This window comes from Paraglaciecola chathamensis S18K6, from assembly GCA_000314955.1.
GTDB lineage: Bacteria > Pseudomonadota > Gammaproteobacteria > Enterobacterales > Alteromonadaceae > Paraglaciecola > Paraglaciecola chathamensis.
Genome location: BAEM01000045.1, coordinates 18,568 through 39,831, shown reverse-complemented (window position 1 = coordinate 39,831; position 21,264 = coordinate 18,568). Strand labels below are relative to the sequence as shown.

17 protein-coding genes and 1 pseudogene are annotated in these 21,264 nt (G+C 45.7%); 9 read left to right on the top strand and 9 right to left on the bottom strand.

Annotated elements, in window-relative coordinates:
- The 4 genes from GCHA_RS23235 to hmgA all read right to left on the bottom strand — a co-directional run bounded on the left by GCHA_RS23235 (position 1) and on the right by hmgA (position 4,033).
- Positions 1–462 carry a Rossmann-fold NAD(P)-binding domain-containing protein gene (locus tag GCHA_RS23235; RefSeq protein ID WP_318249011.1) on the bottom strand — a complete coding sequence of 154 codons (462 nt, stop codon included), beginning with the start codon at positions 460–462 and terminating at the stop codon, positions 1–3.
- A gap of 176 nt (positions 463–638) precedes the next feature.
- Positions 639–1,292, bottom strand: coding sequence for a maleylacetoacetate isomerase (gene maiA / locus GCHA_RS17365; protein ID WP_007990599.1), 654 nt, complete (start codon positions 1,290–1,292; stop codon positions 639–641).
- Positions 1,293–1,384: 92 nt separating this feature from the next.
- Positions 1,385–2,698 (bottom strand): fumarylacetoacetase, encoded by a 1,314-nt coding sequence (fahA, locus tag GCHA_RS17360; RefSeq protein WP_007990596.1) that lies wholly within the window; start codon positions 2,696–2,698, stop codon positions 1,385–1,387.
- 30 nt (positions 2,699–2,728) lie between these two features.
- The gene (gene hmgA / locus GCHA_RS17355) at positions 2,729–4,033 is read right to left on the bottom strand and encodes a homogentisate 1,2-dioxygenase (protein ID WP_007990595.1); all 1,305 of its coding nucleotides are present in this window, start codon (positions 4,031–4,033) and stop codon (positions 2,729–2,731) included.
- Between the two features lie 799 nt (positions 4,034–4,832).
- Here hmgA and GCHA_RS17350 point away from each other — a divergent pair.
- The 3 genes and pseudogenes from GCHA_RS17350 to GCHA_RS17335 all read left to right on the top strand — a co-directional run bounded on the left by GCHA_RS17350 (position 4,833) and on the right by GCHA_RS17335 (position 8,194).
- Positions 4,833–7,217, top strand: coding sequence for a multiheme c-type cytochrome (locus GCHA_RS17350; RefSeq protein ID WP_007990584.1), 2,385 nt, complete (start codon positions 4,833–4,835; stop codon positions 7,215–7,217).
- A gap of 41 nt (positions 7,218–7,258) precedes the next feature.
- Positions 7,259–7,808 (top strand): annotated as a pseudogene (locus GCHA_RS23330) (GNAT family protein).
- A gap of 38 nt (positions 7,809–7,846) precedes the next feature.
- Positions 7,847–8,194, top strand: a complete 348-nt coding sequence (locus tag GCHA_RS17335; protein WP_007990583.1) for a VOC family protein — start codon at positions 7,847–7,849, stop codon at positions 8,192–8,194.
- Between the two features lie 44 nt (positions 8,195–8,238).
- Here GCHA_RS17335 and GCHA_RS17330 read toward each other — a convergent pair whose 3' ends face one another.
- Positions 8,239–8,868: a LysE family translocator gene (locus GCHA_RS17330; RefSeq protein ID WP_039992729.1), complete on the bottom strand. Its 630-nt coding sequence runs from the start codon at positions 8,866–8,868 to the stop codon at positions 8,239–8,241.
- A gap of 368 nt (positions 8,869–9,236) precedes the next feature.
- Between GCHA_RS17330 and GCHA_RS17325 the strand changes: the two genes are divergently transcribed.
- The 6 genes from GCHA_RS17325 to GCHA_RS17300 all read left to right on the top strand — a co-directional run bounded on the left by GCHA_RS17325 (position 9,237) and on the right by GCHA_RS17300 (position 16,745).
- On the top strand, positions 9,237–10,823 hold the full coding sequence (locus tag GCHA_RS17325) for a cytochrome ubiquinol oxidase subunit I (RefSeq protein WP_007990581.1): 1,587 nt from the start codon (positions 9,237–9,239) through the stop codon (positions 10,821–10,823).
- Positions 10,820–11,959, top strand: coding sequence for a cytochrome d ubiquinol oxidase subunit II (cydB, locus tag GCHA_RS17320; protein ID WP_007990580.1), 1,140 nt, complete (start codon positions 10,820–10,822; stop codon positions 11,957–11,959). Before GCHA_RS17325 ends, cydB begins: the two co-directional genes overlap by 4 nt.
- 71 nt (positions 11,960–12,030) lie before the next feature.
- Entirely contained in the window at positions 12,031–12,183 is a 153-nt protein-coding gene (gene cydX, locus GCHA_RS17315; protein WP_007990579.1) for a cytochrome bd-I oxidase subunit CydX, read from the top strand.
- Complete coding sequence (gene cydD, locus GCHA_RS17310; RefSeq protein WP_007990577.1) at positions 12,173–13,960, top strand: thiol reductant ABC exporter subunit CydD; 1,788 nt, start codon at positions 12,173–12,175, stop codon at positions 13,958–13,960. The genes cydX and cydD overlap by 11 nt, the downstream gene beginning before the upstream one ends.
- A complete protein-coding gene (gene cydC, locus GCHA_RS17305) occupies positions 13,953–15,782 on the top strand; it encodes a thiol reductant ABC exporter subunit CydC (RefSeq protein ID WP_007990575.1) in 1,830 nt (609 codons plus the stop codon). The genes cydD and cydC overlap by 8 nt, the downstream gene beginning before the upstream one ends.
- 213 nt (positions 15,783–15,995) lie before the next feature.
- Entirely contained in the window at positions 15,996–16,745 is a 750-nt protein-coding gene (locus GCHA_RS17300; protein ID WP_007990571.1) for a GntR family transcriptional regulator, read from the top strand.
- A 23-nt stretch (positions 16,746–16,768) separates the two neighbouring features.
- Here the strand turns inward: GCHA_RS17300 and GCHA_RS17295 are convergent, their stop codons facing one another.
- The 4 genes from GCHA_RS17295 to GCHA_RS17280 form a co-directional block, all read right to left on the bottom strand.
- Positions 16,769–18,736: an alkaline phosphatase D family protein gene (locus tag GCHA_RS17295; RefSeq protein ID WP_007990570.1), complete on the bottom strand. Its 1,968-nt coding sequence runs from the start codon at positions 18,734–18,736 to the stop codon at positions 16,769–16,771.
- A 154-nt stretch (positions 18,737–18,890) separates the two neighbouring features.
- Entirely contained in the window at positions 18,891–19,385 is a 495-nt protein-coding gene (locus GCHA_RS17290; protein WP_007990568.1) for a GNAT family N-acetyltransferase, read from the bottom strand.
- Between the two features lie 162 nt (positions 19,386–19,547).
- Positions 19,548–20,618 (bottom strand): alcohol dehydrogenase family protein, encoded by a 1,071-nt coding sequence (locus GCHA_RS17285; RefSeq protein ID WP_007990567.1) that lies wholly within the window; start codon positions 20,616–20,618, stop codon positions 19,548–19,550.
- Positions 20,611–21,135, bottom strand: a complete 525-nt coding sequence (locus GCHA_RS17280; RefSeq protein WP_007990565.1) for a TetR/AcrR family transcriptional regulator — start codon at positions 21,133–21,135, stop codon at positions 20,611–20,613. The genes GCHA_RS17285 and GCHA_RS17280 overlap by 8 nt, the downstream gene beginning before the upstream one ends.
- Positions 21,136–21,264 lie beyond the last annotated feature (129 nt).

Genomic DNA, 21,264 nt, shown 5'->3' with positions numbered 1-21,264 from the left:
CTAAAACCGTTTTGCTGCTGCTTGACCCAAATGACCTAAACCAAAAATACCCACGCGCCTTTTTTTGCTCGGGATAGTGGGTATTTGCTGCCACGTCGCGTTTTTATTAGCATTGATATATGAAAAGGTATCTCGGTGAATATTCAGCACATGCATAGCAATAAATTCGCTCATGCCTTTGGTAATACCAGGGTCGAGCATTCGTACTACCTGAATATGCTCAGGCACGCTGGCCAAATCGAGTTGGTCAACGCCGGCACCAACAGAAAATATGACTTTTAGGTTGGGGTAGTCTTGTTGGTAATCACGGGGTAATTTCCACACTATCATCAGCTCGATTGCGGCTTTATTTTCAACGTGTGGCCAGTGATGCCAAGTTACATCAGGCAGGGCATCAGCAAACAATGTTTGCCAGTTATCGTTGCGTGATTGAGGGCCGCGAAAAAGCACATGGGTTGTCATGAAAATTTGCCTCGTTCTCTGGTTGTTAGCGCTGTGGCGGTATCCTATCCTGAGTGAGTTGAAAATGGTATTCGCAAAAAGAGATTCGTTTTTAGATGTGTGTTATTCATCTTTGTCCGCAACGCAAAACATGTCACTCAACACCTGTTATCTGATACCCGTGACGCAAGGTTAGGTTAGAGTGTGCTGTCTGGCTGGTTTTTTGGTGCTGCAAGGGTGAACGCCTGTAGTTCGTTACAGGCTTGATAAGCGCGCATTATCTTAGGGTAGGGCTGCATGTCTACATTGAACCGCAAGGCGTTGTATACCTGTGGAATCAAATAAACATCGGCCATGGTGATTTTTTTTCCTAGAGCGTACTTGGCTTGATTAGCGGGGCCTTCATCAGCTACGAGCTGGGCTTCAATGGCGTTAAAGCCTTGTTCAATCCAGTGGCGATACCATTGCTGCTTTTGCGTATCTTGCACAGCCAAATCGTTACTGAGATATTTCAATACGCGCAAATTATTCACTGGGTGAATGTCACAGGCTATTATATCCACTATGCTGCGTACCTTGACGGCCGCCATTAGGTCATCTGGCATCAAAGGGTATTCGGAGTATTGACCTTCAAGATAAGCTAGGATCGCCCCGGATTGCGTCAACACTTCTCCATTATCAAGCTGCATACATGGCACTAATCCTTGTGGTTGCAAAGAGGTATATTCTGCCCCCAGATGTTCACCTTTAAGCAAATTCACTGGAACAAGCTCATGTTTGATGCTTTTTAAGTTTAATGCGATACGTACCCGATAGGCCGCTGATGAGCGAAAGTAAGTGAGTAGTTTCATGATTTGTTTTCCTAAGATCCCAATCGCGTGAATACGTTGAGCACAAGTGCAGCGTGCTCAACGAGTTTAAAGTTGGCGAAATCAGACTCGATTTAGGGACGAGCAGGCAACAAAGTGCCAATCACTTCACCAAAACCTATGGTAACAGCGCCGTCACGGCTGCAATGTGCACGCATAATTATGCTGTCACCGTCTTCTAAAAATTTTCGCGATTCTCCATTTTCTAGCGTCAGGGATTGCTTTCCACCGTGCGTAAGTTCCAGCAGCGAGCCTGCTTCGTCGGCTTGCGGGCCTGATTGTGTGCCTGAGCCTAATAAGTCGCCTGGGGTCATTGGGCAACCATTAACACTGTGGTGGGTAACTAACTGTGCAGGTGTCCAATATGAGTGTTTGAAGTTTGATTGTGATAATTGCTGCGGTGCTTGATTACTTTGGCGCATTTTCTCTGTTTGGATCAGGCAGCTTAGCTCTATATCAAGATTACCGGCTTGGGTATTCGCCTCGCTGGTCAAATATTCAAGGGGCTGCGGGTCACTTTCTGGGCGAGTAAAGGCCTCTCTAAATGGCGCAAGGGCTTCGGTGGTGACTATCCATGGAGATATAGTAGAAGCGAAATTTTTAGCGAGAAATGGCCCAAGGGGTTGGTATTCCCAAGCTTGAATATCGCGCGCCGACCAGTCATTTAAAATACACATACCAAAAATGTGTTGTTCGGCGTCAGTAATATTGATGCGCTCGCCAAGACGTGTTCCTTGACCAATAAATACCCCCATTTCAAGTTCATAATCAAGGCGTTGGCATGGGCCGAAATCAGGGGTATTCGCATCGGGCTTTTTGGTTTGGCCGATAGGGCGAGGAAAGGCTTGCCCAGACACATCAATACTTGACGAGCGGCCGTGATAGCCAATCGGTACCCATTTGTAGTTTGGCAGTAGCGGATTGTCTGGACGAAATAAACTACCCACTGCTGTTGCATGGTGAATAGAGGTGTAAAAATCAGTGTAATCAGTAACTTGGCATGGCATGTTAAATTCAGCGTCAGTGTGGGCGATTAAGCAATCTTCGAGCGCACCTTGAAGTGCTGACCCTTCACTTAAGGCATTTGATAGCGCCAAACGTAGCGCTGAGTTTGTTGTCGCCCCTAGGCCCATCAAGGTGTTAAGGCTTGTTTCACCCGCTGCTTGTGCGCCGCGCTGGGCAGCGCCATCGAACATGTTTAATTTGGCGACTTTAGCCATATCGAGAATAAAATCACCAATGGCGACGCCACCGCGCCATTGGGTTTGGCCGTTTGCTTCGCGAAATATCGAAAAAGGTAAATTTTGAATGGGAAATTGGTCGTGGCCATTGGCTGAATCGACCCAGCTTTTACGTGCTGGATCGTGAGTTTCGTTTAATAACGTCATGATATTAATTCCTATGTTATTCACTGGTGGCTATGGCTGGCCGTTAAAATGTTTTTTAAGGTCGCCCCAACAGGCCAAATACTGTTTTTGGCGTTGGGGCGTGTTAAGGGCAAATTCTGTCGGTGCAATGATGTAACGTGATTCAAGCATAAATGCCATGGTGTTTTCATAGCGCTGAGGGACAAGCTCAGCTTGGGTGGCTTTCTCGAATACGTCGGCCTCTGGGCCATGGGGTGTCATACAGTTATGTAGGCTCATACCGCCGGGGGCAAAGCCTTTCTCTTTGGCATCATATGTGCCTTCAATCAAGCCCATAAACTCACTCATAAAGTTTCTGTGGTACCAAGGTGGGCGGAACGTATTTTCGGCCACCATCCAGCGTGGTGGGAAAATCACAAAATCGACATTGGCTACGCCTGTTTCACCACTAGGCGAGGTTAAAACGGTAAAAATTGATGGGTCGGGGTGATCAAAACTGACAGTGTTGAGCACATTAAAACGGGACAAGTCGTATTTATAAGGTGCGCTGTTGCCAACCCACGCCACTACATCAAACGGGCTGTGATTTTGTTTGGCCTGGTACAACTCACCGCAAAATTTAGCCACAACTGTGTGTTGCTCTTCGCTATCCTCAAAATAGGCTACGGGATATTCAAAGTCTCTTTGATTAGCGAAGCCGTTTGCGCCAGCGGGCCCGCGCTCGGCTAGCTCCATTGGGCTGCCATAATTTTCACACAGGTAACCCCTTATGGGGCCATTTATGGGCTCAATTTTAAACTTTATGCCTCGCGGGATTAGCAAGATTTCCCCAGGTTTAATGGCTAACTTGCCCATTTCGGTTATCGCCATAAACTCCCCAAGTTGAGGAATAAAGAGTAACTCGCCGTCAGCGGAATAGAACGAACGATCGCCCATACCTTGGTTGGCGGTATACACATGAATACCGATCCCTGATTGACCTCGCACATCACCGTTGGCCGCCATGGTGGTTAGGCCATCAATAAAGTCTGTTGGGGCTTCTGGGATGGGTAGAGCGTCCCAGCGCATGACATTGGGCGGGCAATCCACCTCGGTGATAGGCCCTGAGCACACAGCGCCTTTATCCATTTTGTTAAAGTCACCCATGGCAATAGAAGGGCGAATTCGGTAAGTCCACGTGCGCCGGTTTTCGTGACGTGGGCGCGTAAATGCACTGGTACTAAATTGCTCGGCGTAAAGCCCATATGGGCAGCGCTGTGGGCTGAACTGCCCTACAGGGAGCGCACCTGGTAGGGCTTCTGTTTGGTGTTCGTTGTTGAAACCGGCTAAATATGAAAGCTCAGTGTTTGTGCTCATGTGTTGTCCTGTGAAACGCGAAAATAAACGACCTTCATCCGATAATAGCTTTTATAAATAAGCGGGAAGTCTATGTTTTAATCTAATTTTTTAACCAACTGATGACAATGGATTAACAGTAAAATGACGTAATTAGCTCTGAACTTTGACACGCTATCTGTAAACTTTTGTTTCTCTTTTATGCCCAGCCCCTCGTAAAATAAACTGTGACCAAGCCATCAATCAGGTCATGCTGTGGTTAATCCTTGTGACTAAAAGACATTTCAAAGGGTCTTGTATGACTTGTGTTTTTTGGCTATTGCCTTTGCTATATATCGTGGCTTTGAACTGCATGAAATGAACGAGTTAATGAGGAGGGAAACAGGCAAGCGGAACGCTACTGAACTTGCTTTAACGCCGCAGAGCTTTTTCCAGTTCACGCGCTTTTTCACGTTACGATCTTTTCATGTCATCAGGCGATGTAACCGCGAAAGGCGACTCGCTGACGCTTATTGTGACATGCACGTTAGCTGGTAACGCATGCGGCATGAATTCATTTTTAATCTTTACTGCTCAGACAGGCGTTGCTATATCCTTGTCGAGGGACATTAAAATACGATATGCACTACGACGCTTCTTTGTCTGTAGCCTAATGCATGTTACATTTGTGTGAATAAACAACATGTTATGTTTGGTTAGTTTGTAAAGGCGAAGTATGTAGATGCGAATCGATATTCTTGATGAAACTTAGACATACGCACCCCGATTTATCTGTATAGCGAATTAGCGTGTAAAAGCAAGAAAGTAAGGGAGTAACGAGGTGGGGAGCGAGCAAAAAGTGTTGCGTGGTATATTACCCTTTATATTGGGCTTGATGTTCCTTTTTAGCCATACTTTGCTTTGGGCACAAGTAAAAGGTGAGTCAGATTATATTGGCGTGCAAGCATGCCAAAGTTGCCATCAAAGTGAATATGACCAGTGGCAACAGTCCGATCATTTCAAAGCCATGCAAACGGCGAACAAAGACACTGTGCTAGGTGATTTCAATGATATTGAAGTGAACTTTCACGACATAGCGACCCGCTTTTTTGTTGAAGATGGTCAGTACAAGTTAACCACTACCAACAAACAGAATAAAGTCCAAACCTTTGATGTGCCCTACACCTTCGGTTTTTACCCGCTACAGCAGTACTTAGTCGATGTGGGTGAGGGGAAGTTACAAGCGTTTAATATTGCTTGGGACAGCCGCAGCAAAGAAGAGGGCGGACAACGTTGGTTTCATTTACAACCTATTGAAAAAATCACACCTGAACATCCTTTCTTTTGGCAGCGTCATTTTCAAAACTGGAACAGCCGCTGTGCGGATTGTCATACAACTGATCTCAAACGCAATTTTGAGCCGAAAAGCAATACATTTGCTACGCAATTTAGTGAAGTAAACGTCGCCTGTGAGAGTTGCCACGGGCCCGCAGGGCAACACATCAAGCTAGCAAAAAAGGGGGCGCTGAGCGCGCAAGATTCAGGCTTTCGTCAAACCTTACCCGCGCTAAAAAACTTTTCGTTTAGCCCGAATAATCCGATTGCCCATGCCGATGGAAAACCAAACAACAGTGAAATTAATGTGTGTGCGCGTTGCCATTCGTTGCGCACGCCATTAACCCAACCATTCACTAACACTGAGCAAGCTTATCAAGACACCCATGATAAGACAGCTGCAAATCCCAAAAAGAATTATCAAGACACCCATGATAAAACAGCTGCAAATTCCAAAAAGAATTATCAGGACATCCACGGTAAAAGTAACCACAATCCTCATGCTAAGCAGCCCCAGCAACGTTTCGTCGATGACAACCGGCTGGAGTGGATCCGCGCACCGTTTTACCATGTAAATGGCAGCATAAATGAAGAGGTGTTTGTCGCAGGCTCGTTCATGCAAAGTAAAATGCAGCATGCTGGTGTGACGTGCTCAAACTGCCATAACGCCCACACAGGTAAGGTCAAAATTCAAGGCAATGGCTTGTGCTTACAGTGCCATCAAGCAGAAACTTTTAACAGCCCTGAGCATCACCACCATGCGCCACAAACCGAAGGCGCTATGTGCGTGAATTGTCATATGCCTGAAAAAACCTATATGGGCGTAGACGACAGGCGCGATCACAGCTTTTTAATTCCTGATCTGAGCTTTAATGGTGACTCAAGTGAGCCGCAAACGTGCTTGGCGTGTCACGATAAAGAGGATGATCATTGGCGCCAGAAGAGCCAAAAAGTATGGGGTAGCAATACAAATTCGAATGTATGGCAAGCTACGCGCCAGCAGGTGCAAGATGGTACGCCTGAAGGCCTAGAACAAGCGATCGCCTTTATACAAAACCCAGCTAACAGCCGCTTGCGACAAGCATCTTTGTTGGCAGACTTGAGCCAGTACCGCTCGCAACAAGGGGTAGATATTGCCCTTGAAAATCTCGAGAGTGACAGCGCTTTGCTGCGCCGAGCTGCGGTAGAGTCGCTGGAAATCCTAAGCCCCCAAGCTCGTTGGCAGGTTTTAAGCCAAAAGCTGAATGAGCCCAGTAAGTCAGTGCGTTTTGAAATGGCGCGATTACTCACCGATAGCCTAGGACAGTTGTCTCGCAGCGACAAAGCTAATCTACAGCCCTTGCTAAACGAATATCGTGAAATGCTTGAGATAAATGCTGATTCACCTATTACTCAGCTGGCCATTGGCAATTTAAACACTCAGCTAGGCGATTTAGCGGGCGCAGAGCAGGCTTATATAACCGCGTATAAAATTGAACCCAGTTATATACCTGTGTTAATTCAAATTTCTGAATTTTACCGTCAGCAAGGTCAAGATGAAAAAGGCGCGGGATATTTGAGTAAGGCGTTGAAAGTTGAACCGAACAACGCTCAAGCTAATCATGCGTTAGGTTTATTCAAAATTCGTCAGAAACAATATGGGCAAGCCCTGAGTAACTTAAAAATAGCGGCACACAGCGATGAAGCAATGCCGTCTTTTGCCTATATTTATGCGGTTGGACTTGAGCAACAAGATCAGATCAAGCTCGCTATTAGTGAATTGGAAAAAGCCCATCAGCGCTGGCCGAGGGATGGGGATGTGATGAGTGCCCTTATCAGTTATTTACGCAAAACTGGCCAGAATGACAAGGCACAACAATACCAATCTAAGCTACAAACATTGCAACGTTAATTGGTTAAATTACTCTGCACTAGGACGTAAGCGTTATTAATATGATTTTGAATATTAATTGGGTTGTTCACACAGTAACACAGAGCGATTACTCAGCGTTGATCGCCATTTGGTAAGGTGCAGTGCGTGCCACCCATGACTTTCTTCCTGAAGAGGATATCGCTGAATTAAAGCCGCTAATTTTACAGCATTATTTTGATGCTGTTGATTTGCGCTGCATTAAAAGCAGCTCTGGCGAAATGATAGGGTTTTGCGGGGTGCATGCGCAAAATATCTAGATGTTGTTTGTCTCGCCTGCAAGGAATGCCCCAGCGGCTTTTGCTCTGCGTTCTCACTATTTGAAAGGGAACAACCATTACTACATAGTGACGCCTTAATCAAAAACCGCTGGACGCATTCTGAGGGGGGCACTTATTAATGCGGATTGGTATAAATAATGCAATAGCGAAACAGCAAGCAACAAAGGTGGACGTTAACGAGCAAAACCCGAAAGCGCTGGGTTTTTATCAGCGTATTGGGTTCAAAGTCGTTGGGCGCTCTGAACTCGACGGCCAAGGTAAGCCTTATCCACTATTACACCTAGCGCTATGAACTTAAGCTAACACTCAATACGCCAAAAAGGACAAGCTATGCAACCCACTGATATTCGTCTGTTTATCCCGTCTAAAGACTTCGCTTTTTCTCAAACATTCTATCAGGCATTAGGTTTTAGCAGAGATCCGGTAAATGATCAGTTATGCATTTTTAGTCAGGGCGAATGCACGTTCTTTTTGCAGAATTTTTATAACCAAGCGCTCGCTGAGAATCTAATGATGCAGCTTATCGTCAAAGATATTAATGCGGCGCTCAAGCAAATCGAAAGTATGGGCGAGTTAGTCGATAAGTACGAACCTATTCAACAAGAAACTTGGGGCAAGGTAATTTACTTATCGGGGCCAGCTGGTGAGCTATGGCATATTACACGGCTCAGTGGTTAAATCGTTGAGACTGAATACGCAGTAGGGAAGTGACCGGAAAAACCTCAAACGTTTGAACTGACCGCTGCCATTTTAATGCCCGCAAACAGTAAAAAACCACCTGCTGATTTGTTAATTAGATTTACGATAGAGGCTTTAACCGAGCCGCTAGAAAGCTTTTGTCCTATATACGCATACATGGTGTACGACAGCAAATCGACCACCAAACACGAAGCCCCCATGATAAATAACTGCAGTAAAATAGGTTTTTCAACATCAATAAACTGTGGCAATAAGGCTAAAAAGTAGAGCAGTGCTTTAGGGTTTGCCAATTCTACGATAAACCCCTGACTAAACAGGGCAACCCCTTTGGTGTTTGAGCTAGTGCTTTTGTTTATTCTTAAGCCGCCGCTTTTACTGAATAAAGCGTTTAATCCAAGATAGACCAAGTACGCCACGCCAACCCACTTAATAATTGAAAACACTAGGTTTGACGCAACCAGTAGTGAGGCGATCCCAGTCGCGGATAACAGAAAATAAACCACATTTGCGCTGGCAACACCTGTCACCCCAAAAAGCGCTTTTTTTGCCCCATGACGTGCTCCTTGAGAAGCGATCGTAATTACCGCTGGCCCGGGCGACATACATACGATGATGGTGGTGGTTAAAAAAATCAGGTAAGCGTGAATGTCCATGCTGTGTTCCAAGCGTTTTATTGAAAATGTCATCTAAAGCACGCCTCAAGTTTGTATGATGAGATTAGCGGCTTGCGTAAATGTCTTATTTAGCTGCGCGTACTTTACGTTGAAATCAGCTGAGTTACCAGCAGGAGAAACACTCTCTGTCTTGCGAGTATAAAGCGCTTTAGCTGTGCCTGATGCAGATCAATAACACGCGTATTGACGTATTTAAATACAAGCCTTCTCTTGACATAAAATGACCAATAGGAGTAAAGTTAATGAAGTTTCAGTAATTACTGAAACTTTAGAAGTTAAAGTAATATTATCCCCAGATTACACTGAAAATTTGCGTCGCTAAAGCGACCTCACAAGGAGCCTTTAACATGATAGATGAAACCTTCGTGGATCTATCGAGATTACAGTTTGCGATCACCGCTCTGTTTCATTTTTTATTCGTGCCTTTAACATTGGGCATGACCTGGATCTTGGTGATCATGGAGTCGGTTTTCGTCATGACAGGCCGAGAAATATACCGAGACATGACAAAATTCTGGGGCAAGCTATTCGGCATTAACTTCGCGGTGGGCGTGGCAACGGGCCTGACGATGGAGTTCGAATTCGGCACTAACTGGTCTTATTACTCACACTATGTGGGGGATGTGTTCGGTGCGCCTTTAGCGATAGAAGGGCTCATGGCCTTCTTTTTAGAGTCGACCTTCGTGGGGATGTTTTTCCTAGGCTGGGATAGATTGACCCGCAGACAGCATCTGGGTGTGACTTTTTTGATGGCTGTGGGGACCAACCTATCGGCACTGTGGATATTAATCGCTAACGGCTGGATGCAAAATCCTGTCGGGGCCGAGTTTAATTATCAAACCATGCGCATGGAGATGACGAGCTTTGCTGAGTTGGTATTTAACCCAGTTGCGCAGGTTAAATTTATTCATACCGTCTCCGCAGGCTATGTGGCGGCGTCCATGTTTGTGTTAGGCATCAGCAGTTACTACATCCTTAAAGGGCGTGATGTGTCCTTTGCCAAGCGTTCATTCTCGGTGGCTTGTGGGTTTGGTTTAGCGTCAATATTGTGCGTTATTCTATTGGGGGATGAGTCTGGGTATGAGGTAGGTGAAGTTCAAAAAGTGAAGCTTGCCGCTATAGAGGCTGAATGGGAGACCGAAGAAGCGCCAGCAGCATTCACCTTATTTGGTTTTCCTGACTCAGAAGAGCAGGTGACCTACGCAGCGGTTAAAATTCCCTACGCCATGGGCATAATAGCGACGCGCTCGCTTGATGAAGAAGTGATAGGGATTGACGACTTAGAAGTAAAACACGAAAAAAGAATTCGCAACGGTATGCTGGCGTATGAGTATTTAGAGAAACTCAGAAACGGCCAGGACACCCCAGAGAACGTCGCCACTTTTGATACCTTAAAAGCCGATTTGGGCTACGGCTTACTGCTTAAACGCTACACGCCGACGGTGGTTGATGCCACTGACGCACAAATACAACAAGCGGTGAAAGATTCCTTCCCGAAAGTAGGCCCCATGTTTTGGTCGTTTAGAATCATGGTGGGCTGCGGCATGATCATGCTGGTGGTATTTGTGTTGTCGTTCTACTACAACGCCCACCGCGTAATCGAGCAAAAACGCTGGCTACTCTGGGCGGCAGTATTCAGTATTCCGTTACCATGGATTGCCATTGAATTTGGTTGGGTAGTCGCTGAATACGGTAGGCAACCTTGGGCGATATCGGAAATATTACCGACTTTTCTAGCCACCTCGTCTTTGACCACAAATGACTTACTGATCAGTATTGCGGGTTTTATTGTGTTTTACACAGGGCTGGCAATCGTGGAGGGCTGGCTGATGTTACGCTTTGTGAAACAGGGGCCTAGTTCGCTGCATACTAATAAATATCATTTTGAGCAAATCAACCAACAACCCAATGACGAACAAGGAGCAAACGCATGATTTTTGATTACGAAACGTTGAAATTATTGTGGTGGCTGTTCATTGGTATTCTACTGATTGGTTTTGCGGTAACGGATGGTATGGACATGGGCGTGGCAATGTTATTACGCCTTGTGGGGAAAACGGACAGCGAACGCAGAACAGTCATCAATACAATTGGCGCCCACTGGGACGGAAACCAAGTGTGGTTCATTACCGCTGGTGGGGCGTTATTTGCGGCCTGGCCCATGGTGTATGCGGCGGCATTTTCAGGTTTTTACTTTGCCATGATCCTAGTTTTGTTTGCTTTATTCTTTCGCCCTCTTGCGTTTGATTACCGTAGTAAAATTGATACGTACCGCTGGCGTAACAATTGGGACTGGGCGCTGTTTTGCGGTAGTGCCATTCCAGCTTTAGTATTCGGTGTTGCGTTTGGCAACCTGTTTTTAGGGGTGCCGTTTAATATCGACAACTTGCTGCGTGCTAGTTACCAAGGTTCGTTCTTCGGTTTACTTAATCCATTTGGCATCTTAGCCGGCTTAGTTAGCATTACCATGTTGATGGGGCATGCGGGTATGTGGTTACAGTTACGTACTGATAGTGATGTAGCTACGCGTTCTGGGCAATATGGCCGCTATGCATTACTGGCGTTTATTGCGCTATTTGCTGCAGCAGGTGTTTGGGTGGCAAACATGAACGGCTATCAAATTGTTAGCATGCCAGACACCCAAAGTTACGCCAATCCCATCGGTAAGGTTGTGACGACAGCCCCTGGTGCCTGGTTAAATAATTACAGTGCTGTGCCGCTGACCATTGTTTTTCCCATATTAGCTTTTGCCATGGCGGTGCTTGCTTTGCTGTTTTCAAAAATGGGCAAACCTGCACTTGGCTTGGCCTCCTCTAGCTTGATGCTAGTGGGCGTAATAATGACTGCTGGCGCATCCTTGTTCCCATTTGTGATGCCATCTAGCACCAATCCTGACGTCAGTTTAACCATGTGGGATGCAGTGTCTAGCCATATGACCTTAAACGTGATGTTTGTCGCGGCGATTATCTTTGTCCCTTTGATTCTGGGCTACACCACTTGGTGTTACGTTAAAATGTGGCGCAAGGTAACAGTGGATGAAATTGAAAATAACACCCACGGTAGCTATTAGCAGCTCAGTGATTAAACCATTTTCCGGTGTCATCTTTTTACACGCTGACACCTAGGCTAAGGAGATATTATATGTGGTATTTTGCGTGGATTTTAGGCGTGCTATTAGCGTGTACACTAGGAGTCATAAACGTGATGTGGTACGAATTTCAACAGAACAAAGACAGCATAGCGGACGATCAAAAAGAATTGTACGAGAAGCTGCAAAAAGAACGTGACAACTAAAGCCCGTCCAGACCGCGCTCAGCAATTGTTGCTGCGCGGTTTCTTAAAGCGCGAATCTAAGCCTGCCGCCTCAGCGCTTAAATTCAGTATCGCTCTGGGCACATTTAATGCGTTATTGATGATTGCCGGAGCATACTTACTGGCGAAAATAGTGCACGAGGTGATGTTTGACGCAGCGGGATTGAATGATGTGTCTTACTTACTCTGGGCGCTAGGTGGCATTATTTTGGCTCGAGGGATTTTCTTAGCGCTTAGCCAACGCCTAAGTGCACATGCTGCACGCAATATTAAATCCAGTATGCGAGCTAATTTACTGGAAAAAATCACTCGGTTAGGGCCAGCGTTTACCGAGCAAAAAGGCCACGGCGCTATGCTGAATACTTTGCATGATGGGGTCGAGGCATTACACGACTATTATGCGAATTACCTGCCGAGTGTGGCATACAGCGCACTTATCCCGCTGGCAATTTTAGTGGTGATATTTCCAACCGATTGGCAAGCTGGTCTCATCTTTTTATTCACCGCACCGCTCATTCCGTTTTTTATGATTTTAGTTGGCCACAAAGCGGAGCAACTGAATCAAGCTAGGTGGCAGCAACTAGCGGTGTTGGGCAATTATTTCTTTGACCGAGTACGAGGCTTAACGCAGTTAAAGCTGTTCAATGCGACCAAGCGTGAGTTAACACAAATAGCGAAAATATCTGATGATTTTCGCCATGCGACCTTAAGTGTGCTCAAGATCGCGTTTTTGTCTTCCTTCGCATTGGAGTTTTTAGCCACTATTAGTGTTGCGCTTGTAGCAGTCATCATTGGCTTCAGGTTGTTTTTCGGTACATTAGATTTTGCGACTGGTTTTGTAGTGCTGCTGCTAGCACCTGAATTTTATTTACCCTTGCGCAAACTAGGGAATCATTATCACGCTCGTCTAGAGGGAATAAGCGCAGCTGGCGATATGCTAGAGATACTCCAAACACCGGAAAGCTCTTCCTCAGAGTCTAAAAAAACAGCATCCAGTGGGTTTACTTGCTTGACGAATAACCCCGCGATTACGCTTAAAAAACTGAATTTTACCTACCCCGATAGCAATGAAGGACTCCACGACGTGTCATTATGTTTACCAGCAACTGGCATGGTGGCATTTGTGGGGGCGAGCGGTGCAGGTAAAAGCACACTATTTGATTGTTTATTAGGCTTTCACCCGCAGGTAATACCTCATGTGAATGTGAATAATCTGCCCCTTAGCGAAGACGATATTCCTAGTTGGCAGCAAGGTATCGCGTGGGTCCCCCAACAGCCAACTTTGTTTTATACCACGATTAGAGAGAACATCCTGTTAGCCAAGCCAAACGCCACCATGGAAGAGGTGAAAAGGGCCGCACAACAGGCGGGCGCGCTGGATTTTATCGAATTATTACCCACCGGCTTTGATACCCTATTAGGCGAGCAAGGTGAGGGTTTATCTGGCGGGCAAAAACAGCGTATCGCCCTTGCCAGAGTGTTCTTGAAGCAAGCGCCAATTTTGATGCTAGACGAGCCGACAGCGCATCTAGACAGCGCGACAGAGTTTAGCGTTCAACATGCGATAAACGAGTTTGCTAAATCTCACTTAGTGCTGGTGATTGCCCATCGATTAAACACCTTAAAACAAGCCAGTAATATTGTGCTGCTAAATAACGGACGTATCGTGCAACAAGGTGACTATCAAAGCCTGAGTCAGCAAGACGGGCCTTTTAAAACCCTACTGACAAGCGACATGCATGAGGTTGAAAATGAGTAATTTCATTCGCTTGTTACGACTTTGTCGCCCCCATTACAAAGCCATGTTGTTGGGGATTTTTCTGACTGTTCTGACTGTGCTGTCGAATGTTGGGCTACTTGCTATTTCTGGCTGGTTTTTGGCTTCCATGGCCGCCGCTGGGATCGCGAGCGCACAAATGAATTACTTTACCCCTGCGGGCATTATCCGCTTTTTAGCCATAGTACGTACGGCATCTCGTTATGGTGAACGCTTAGTCACGCACAATGCGACCTTTTTGCTACTAAGCGAGATTCGGGTAAATGTATTTGCAACCTTGAGCCAGTTAAATAATCAACAATTGGCCATGAACCGCAGTGCTGACTTGTTCAATCGGATGCAAAACGACGTTGATGCGCTAGACAAGTTCTACCTTAACGTGCTGCTACCCATGCTAGTGGCTCTGGTATGTGTGCCAATAGTCGTCTGGATCATTGCCGGATTTAACCCAGCGGTGGCGTTAATTTGCTTATGCGGAATACTATTAGTTGGCGTGGGGCTGCCATTACTGCTGAATAAAAAACTAAGCCGCAGCGCTGCCCAGCAGATTAAGCGCTCTGCTCAGCTGCGTGAGATCCTATCTGATACTCTCAGCGGTCAACGTGAGTTAGCTATTTACCAAGCCACTGAGCATCAACTAGCGAAATGCAACGAGGTACAGAAAAGCTACAATGCCCTTTTAGATAAGCGCCATAAGGCGCTTGCTGACAGTGACGGCCTCAGTCTTATTGTGGTGCAGTTCGCTATGCTTGCTAGCGTGGTGATACTCGTGCCTTTGGTGCAGTTAGAACAATTACCTAATGTGCACTTAGCCATGCTAAGCCTGTTTGTTCTAGCCAGTTTTGAAACGGTTTTGAGTTTACCCAGTGCTTTTATTCAGTTGCCTGTAGCGTTAAGTGCTGCGGGGCGAATATTTGCGCTGCATGATATGTTACCTCAAGCGGTTGATATGCCCTTAGATACACCTTTATGCGCAACACCGAGTGTTATAAATTCAAAGACCCAAGGCGTTGGGCTAACAGTGCAAAACGTCAGCTACCAATATGCCAATGACCCGTTAACCAATGCGCTTAACAGTCGGCCCCAAGAGATAAGCGAACACTATGCCTTGCAAAACCTTAGTTTTTCAGTTCAAGCAAACGAAAATATCGCATTAGTAGGGGCAAGCGGCAGTGGTAAATCAACTTTGGTTAACCTATTGAGTGGATTGTGGCCTGAGCAACAGGGGGATATATCATTTAATCGTCAGGTGAAAGAGCCAAATACCAATGATATTTCCGTTATGGCTAAGACGTTAAGCTTCGAACAACGTAGCAGTTTAATCGGCATTTTGGCTCAGCAGCATCACATATTCGATGGCACCATAGCCGATAACCTACATTATGCTTCACCAGAAGCGAGCAAAACGCAAATGATCCAAGCATGTGAGCAGGCTCAGCTAGGCCAGTGGTTACAGACATTGCCAAACGGGTTAGATACGCGACTTGGAAGCGCAGGTAGACGGCTATCACAGGGCCAGTCTCGTCGACTGGCGATTGCGCAAATGTTATTACGCCAGCCCGCTATTTTAGTGTTAGATGAACCCACAGAGGGCTTAGATAACCAATCAAAACAAGCGGTCATGGAGGCCGTTATGCACGCGATGCGTTACAGTACAGTGCTGTGTATTACCCATGATCCCGCGCTTTTGGAAAGCATGGATAAGGTCGTTTGGCTCGAAGATGGACAGGTGAAAGGTCAGGCCAGTCATCAGGCATTGCTGACTGGACACCAAGCCTATGTAGAGTTGATCACCAGAGTGTAAGTCATTGTATTATGGTATTGTAAAAAATGAACTTAATGAAATTTACGCTGCTGATTATATATGGTTATTTGCGATAAAAGGCCCAAGAATCGCAGTAGATTTTGATTTTAATCACTCGCAAAGGAAAGATAAATGTAAACCAAACGATAATATCTTGTATAAGACATACAGTTAATATTACTCTTATCTTTTGTTTCAACAAATTTGCCGTATATGAACGAAAATCGCTTTGACAATAAACTCAGCCGTCCTGGTTTAGCTTTCCAGCCTCTATATAAACAAGTAGAGGAGCAAGTCACTCAACTTATCGTTGAGCAACGCTGGAAGCCCGGTGAAATGCTGCCGAATGAATTCCAACTTGCCAGCGAATTTGGCGTGAGCCAGGGGACGGTGCGCAAAGCACTAAACAGCCTAACGAGCTCTAAAATACTGACCCGTAAACAAGGCATAGGAACGTTTGTATCTGAGCACACAGGGCACCACGGTTTGTATCGTTTTTATCCTCTTATTGGCGATGGTAAAAACCCTGAACTACCCAAAGCAGAGTTGTTGTCTATTACGACCCAAACCGCCAGCAAAAAAGTGGCTGCCGCCTTAACATTGAAGGCCAAAGATAAAGTTATTGTGTTGGTTAGGCGTCGTATTCTAGAAGATGAGTTTTGTATCGCGGAAACGATTTATTTGCCTCATAAGTGGTTCAAGGCGTTACTCGATGAAAAAGAAGTGCCTCATACCCTATATCATTTTTATCAAACGAATTTTAATTTAACGGTACACACTATTCGCGACAGTATTAAAGCGGAACTGGCCACGCAAAATGATGTAGATATGCTCAATATCAAGTTGGGCGAGCCTCTTTTGGAAGTCACGCGTATTGCGCAATCGCTAAACGACAAGCCCATGGAATATCGTGTTAGTCGCTGTCGCAGTGACAAATATCATTACTTGGTTGAATTGAACTAGAAATACATTTTTCTTATAACGCGTTAATCATCGTGCTCGAAATGTATTTTTTTATCTGCTAATAGTTGGCTGATCTGTATTGGCTTTCCTTCGTTGTCTAGTTCAACTAACCCCACGCCCGAGCCATTAACTAATCGTTCACCGGCCGAAGCGTGAGACGGTTTTAATGGTGTGACGCGCATATTTCGCCGTTTGGTAAATATGTTTAAAGGCGAATACGGCGCGTACAGCCAGCGGTTTAATCGGTCGAGCCAATTGAGCAAACCTTCTGGGAAAGTGTTCCGTAAGCCGCTGCTGGTGATTTGCCAAATATCTGGGCTGTTTCGTCTGCGCTTTAGCTTTACATGGTACGCATAGGAATAGTGCACATCCCCCGACAAAATCACGAAGTTCTGTGGGGTTTTCCGGTGGGTGAATAAATTAAGTAGGTAATTTGCACTGCCCGGGTGTGCCATCCAGTTCTCTGCATCCACCATCAGGGGTTTTCCGATACGGGTGAAAACACGTTGAATAGCTTCGATGAGTTTTACCCCAAATATCGGCGCTGGGGAGACCAGCACCACGGCAGGTTCATTGATCAAAGCTTGCTGCAATTCAGTAAGTGATTCCCAATCCATCAAACCTGACGGCTTGTTGGCATTCGATTCTGACCACCAACGCTGGGTGCGGGTGTCTAGCACCAATAATTTAGGCGAGGTCGGCCATTGATAATGCCATTGCTCAAACTCTAGTAATTCGCTAATGGTGTCATCGTGCTCAGCGCAGCCTAAGTCATTTAGACTGGTTTGCACTTTGCTCAGTAATTCATCACTGAAACTGTACGGCGAATTGCCCCATCCCTGACACAGTAAATAGGCCATTAGGGCGTTGCCGATAATACGCCTTGAGAAATCGTTACCATAAGCAGTTTGTTCCCAATCTGCGGTAAGATTCCAATCATCAGTCACATCGTGATCGTCAAACATCATGGGGCAGGGTAGGTGAGCCATTACTCGCCTCGCTTGTGACAAACCAGAGACAAACTGTTCAATTAGTCTCAGTTCATTTTGATATTCATCTACCGTTTGTGCGCCGCTTGCCGATTGTTTATCGATCGACTGTGGTTTTTCGGTACAGGCATTTTCCCAGCATTGCGGCGACCAGCACAGTAAATACATGGTGATCACTTCCGCGAACGATACAAGATGATTATTGGCATGCACTGTGGTGAAAACAGGTTTTTCAGCGGATTTGAAAAGCGGAATTGTTAATTTTTGACTGTGCTTATCATTCGGCAAAATTTGCACTCTGTGGTTGTACAGTGCCTGTTCACTGTGCAAAGAGCGGCTGTCGGCAACGGTTGAGTCAGCAAAGGTTTCATTATCAATTCCCAGTGTAGGAATAACACTGTGAATTGCCGCTAACATAGGCGTCGCCACATCATCAGCGTATATTTGATCTCCGGTCATCATTAGCAAGCTAGGCCACTGAAGTGGCTCTTCTTGCAAGCTACTTAACAGGTTATCTGCAATCACTAAACCATCAGGGCTGTCATGATGGGGTTTGCGACAAGAGCCATGCAGCATTTTTCGTAATTTAGTATGTACAACAAAACCCGGCGTGTCGCGCTCAGGGTAGCAAATATCGCTAAGTAACTCGGTTAAGGTAACACCAGCGTTGTGTTCATTGTGGAAGGCGAGTTGATAGCCCACCCAGCAGTCAGTAGGCAGGGGAGATGCCAAAGATAAATGCACCAAGTGAATATAAAAATGCTCGCCTACCTGTATACACCTGTGTTCAGGTAATGTGGTAGAGGAGGTTTTATCACGTGTTTGTGTGTTGTGCTTAAAAGGAGTTTGCTTGAGAGGGAAAGTGCGTTTTGTTTCGCCCTCTGGTAACAAAGTCAGCGTAAGGTCAACGGGTTGGGAAGTCACCAGCCACAACGTCACGTGATCGACGCTAAGTTTTTTTAAAATAGGCCCTGCGAGTACTTTTAATGCTGACTGTTGCAAATCGTCTTCCTAACTTTGATAGTCAATAGAGTGGCAGTTACTTTAGCAATGTTCTCTTGGGTTGATCCACACAGTCATGCATTTAGTTACTAAAGGGCATGTTACAAATGTACGAAGTTTAATGTTAAATGAGGCTGATAAGCATGCAGTCCGGCTACCGAATTACCTTGGCGTAAAGGTGCGTATTATAAAACTCTCCTTGCTTGTAGACCGCCTTTTTAAACCTACCTTCTAATATAAAGCCGCAATTTTCTAGCACCTTGCAAGATGCCTGATTACCTTCAAATACACTGGCGTGTAAGCGCACTATCTCACTGTTATTTTTCACTTCGTTAACCAGTAACGAAAGCGCTTTTGAACCGCAGCCCTTGCCCCAAAACGGCTCAGCCAACCAGTAGCCGACCTCAGCTGAATAGGCGTATTCAAATTTGCCGGGCTCAGCACCGATACAGCCAACAAATTCACCGTCCACTTCAATTGCGCGAATAATGCCATTTTTGCTTCCATGCTCAATCCACCAAGTGGCGTCATCTTCTGTATAAGGGGAGGGAATGCGGCTCGACAAATAGCGAGTCACATTAGGGGTGTTTAAGTTGTGTATTAGACTCGCTTTGTGCTCTGTGGCGAATGTTTGAAGTGACAGTATCATTAGGTATCGAAAAAGTGCTTAAATAAACTTGCTAAGGGCCGTAGTGTTTTCAGTTTGCGTGTTTTTACCGCGCTCGGCAAGCAGAACCTAAACCTGCCTTTAGATAACAGCGCTATCGATTAGCACTGCTATCATTCAAGTGCATTTAGCTTTCTGCTAGATTTACTCAGTACAAGAAAGCACTATTTTACCAACATGTTTTTTCTCAAGGAAGCTCTGTTGTGCTTGGCCTATCTCGTTTAATGGGAATGACTGGGCAAGGATAGGGGCAATCTTTTTCTGCTCAATACAATTTATTAGGTTTTGAAACACCTCAGGCTCAAGAATGGTGCAGCCGTAAAAACTGAGATCTTTTAAATAAAGCGTTCGTATGTCTAGTTCGACGATAGGGCCGGCTATCGCACCAGAAACCGCGTATCGGCCATGGCATTTAAGCACGTCGAGCAATTTAGGCCATGTTGGGCCGGCCACTAAATCAATGACTACGTCAACGCTATTTGCCCCAAGTGTTGCTGTTAAGTCAGCATCACGGTGAATGACTTCATCAGCGCCTAAAGCCAATAGCTGCTCTTTTTTGGCTGGGCTGGTAACGGCAATGACATAAGCGCCACGGGCTTTTGCCAATTGAATGGCTGCGGAGCCAACACCGCCAGATGCACCTGTGATCAACACGCGTTCGTTCGCGGCTAATTGAGTACGCGTGAGCATGTTTTCAGCCGTCGAATAGGAACAGGGGAAAGTGGCTAATTCGAGATCGCTTAATTCACTGTTAATACACACAGCATGACGAGCATCAACCACTGTATACTCAGCAAAGCCGCCATTGCACTCTGAGCCAAAGTACCAAGGTGTTTCTAGCTTCTCGCCGTTGACGTGTTGTAGGCAGGGCTCTATTAATACCCGCTCACCAATGCGCTTGTTGTTTACTTCACTTCCCAGTGCAACAATTTCACCGCATACATCCGCCCCTTGTATAAAGGGGAAGGTTAAAGCACTGCCCGACCAACTCGCATCGGTATCACTGCCATCGCTTTTAGAGTACCAAGCTGTTCGTGTATTGATATCTGTATTGTTAACCCCTGCAGCCTTGACTCGTATAAGTACTTCATAAGCTTTAGGGGAGGGCACTGGGATGTCTTCCTTATATTGAAGCATTTCTGGGCCGCCGTGCCCTGTTAATAGTACCCCTTTCATGTGTTTGGGAATGTTCGATGTGCTTGAAGTATTATGCATTTTTACTTTGCTCCATTAACTGTTTAATGACGCCATTGGCTGATTCGATTGATGAGTACCCCATAATGGGCCAAACGCTGGAAACGCCTTCATGCAGTATGAAAAGCACCGTCGCTAAATCAGGCCGCATGGCTTGCTCGCCTAGCAGTATGCGGACATCGTCTTTGTGCTTTGCAACGGCTGTTTTTATTTCTTCATTCTCAGGAAAGGCAGCCAGTGCACTAAGTGACATGCAACCGTGTGGAGCAAATTCACTCATCCAATCATTGAGCCTTTCAAATATAGCCAGAATGCGTGCTTCACCTTTGTTCACTGATGGTGCTGATAAAAATGCCAAATAGCGTTGATGTCTGTGATTCAGGGCGGCCACTATCATTAATTCCTTGGAAGGGTAATGTTTATATAGTGTGCGCAAACTTACATCACACGCAGTCTTTAATTGAGACACACTCGCTTCGGCGAAGCCGTACTGGCTAAATACTGCTTCTAAACGCTGTGCAATTTGCGCTTTTAACATGTTCGAATTCCAATATTTACTAAGGTAGAGTATTCATTCTACTTGGCAGGGTGGAGCGTTTGTTCTACCGAGTCAAGTGAACCCATTTCGTTTGCTTTGATCACTGGTGAGAATATGCTAACGCTCGAA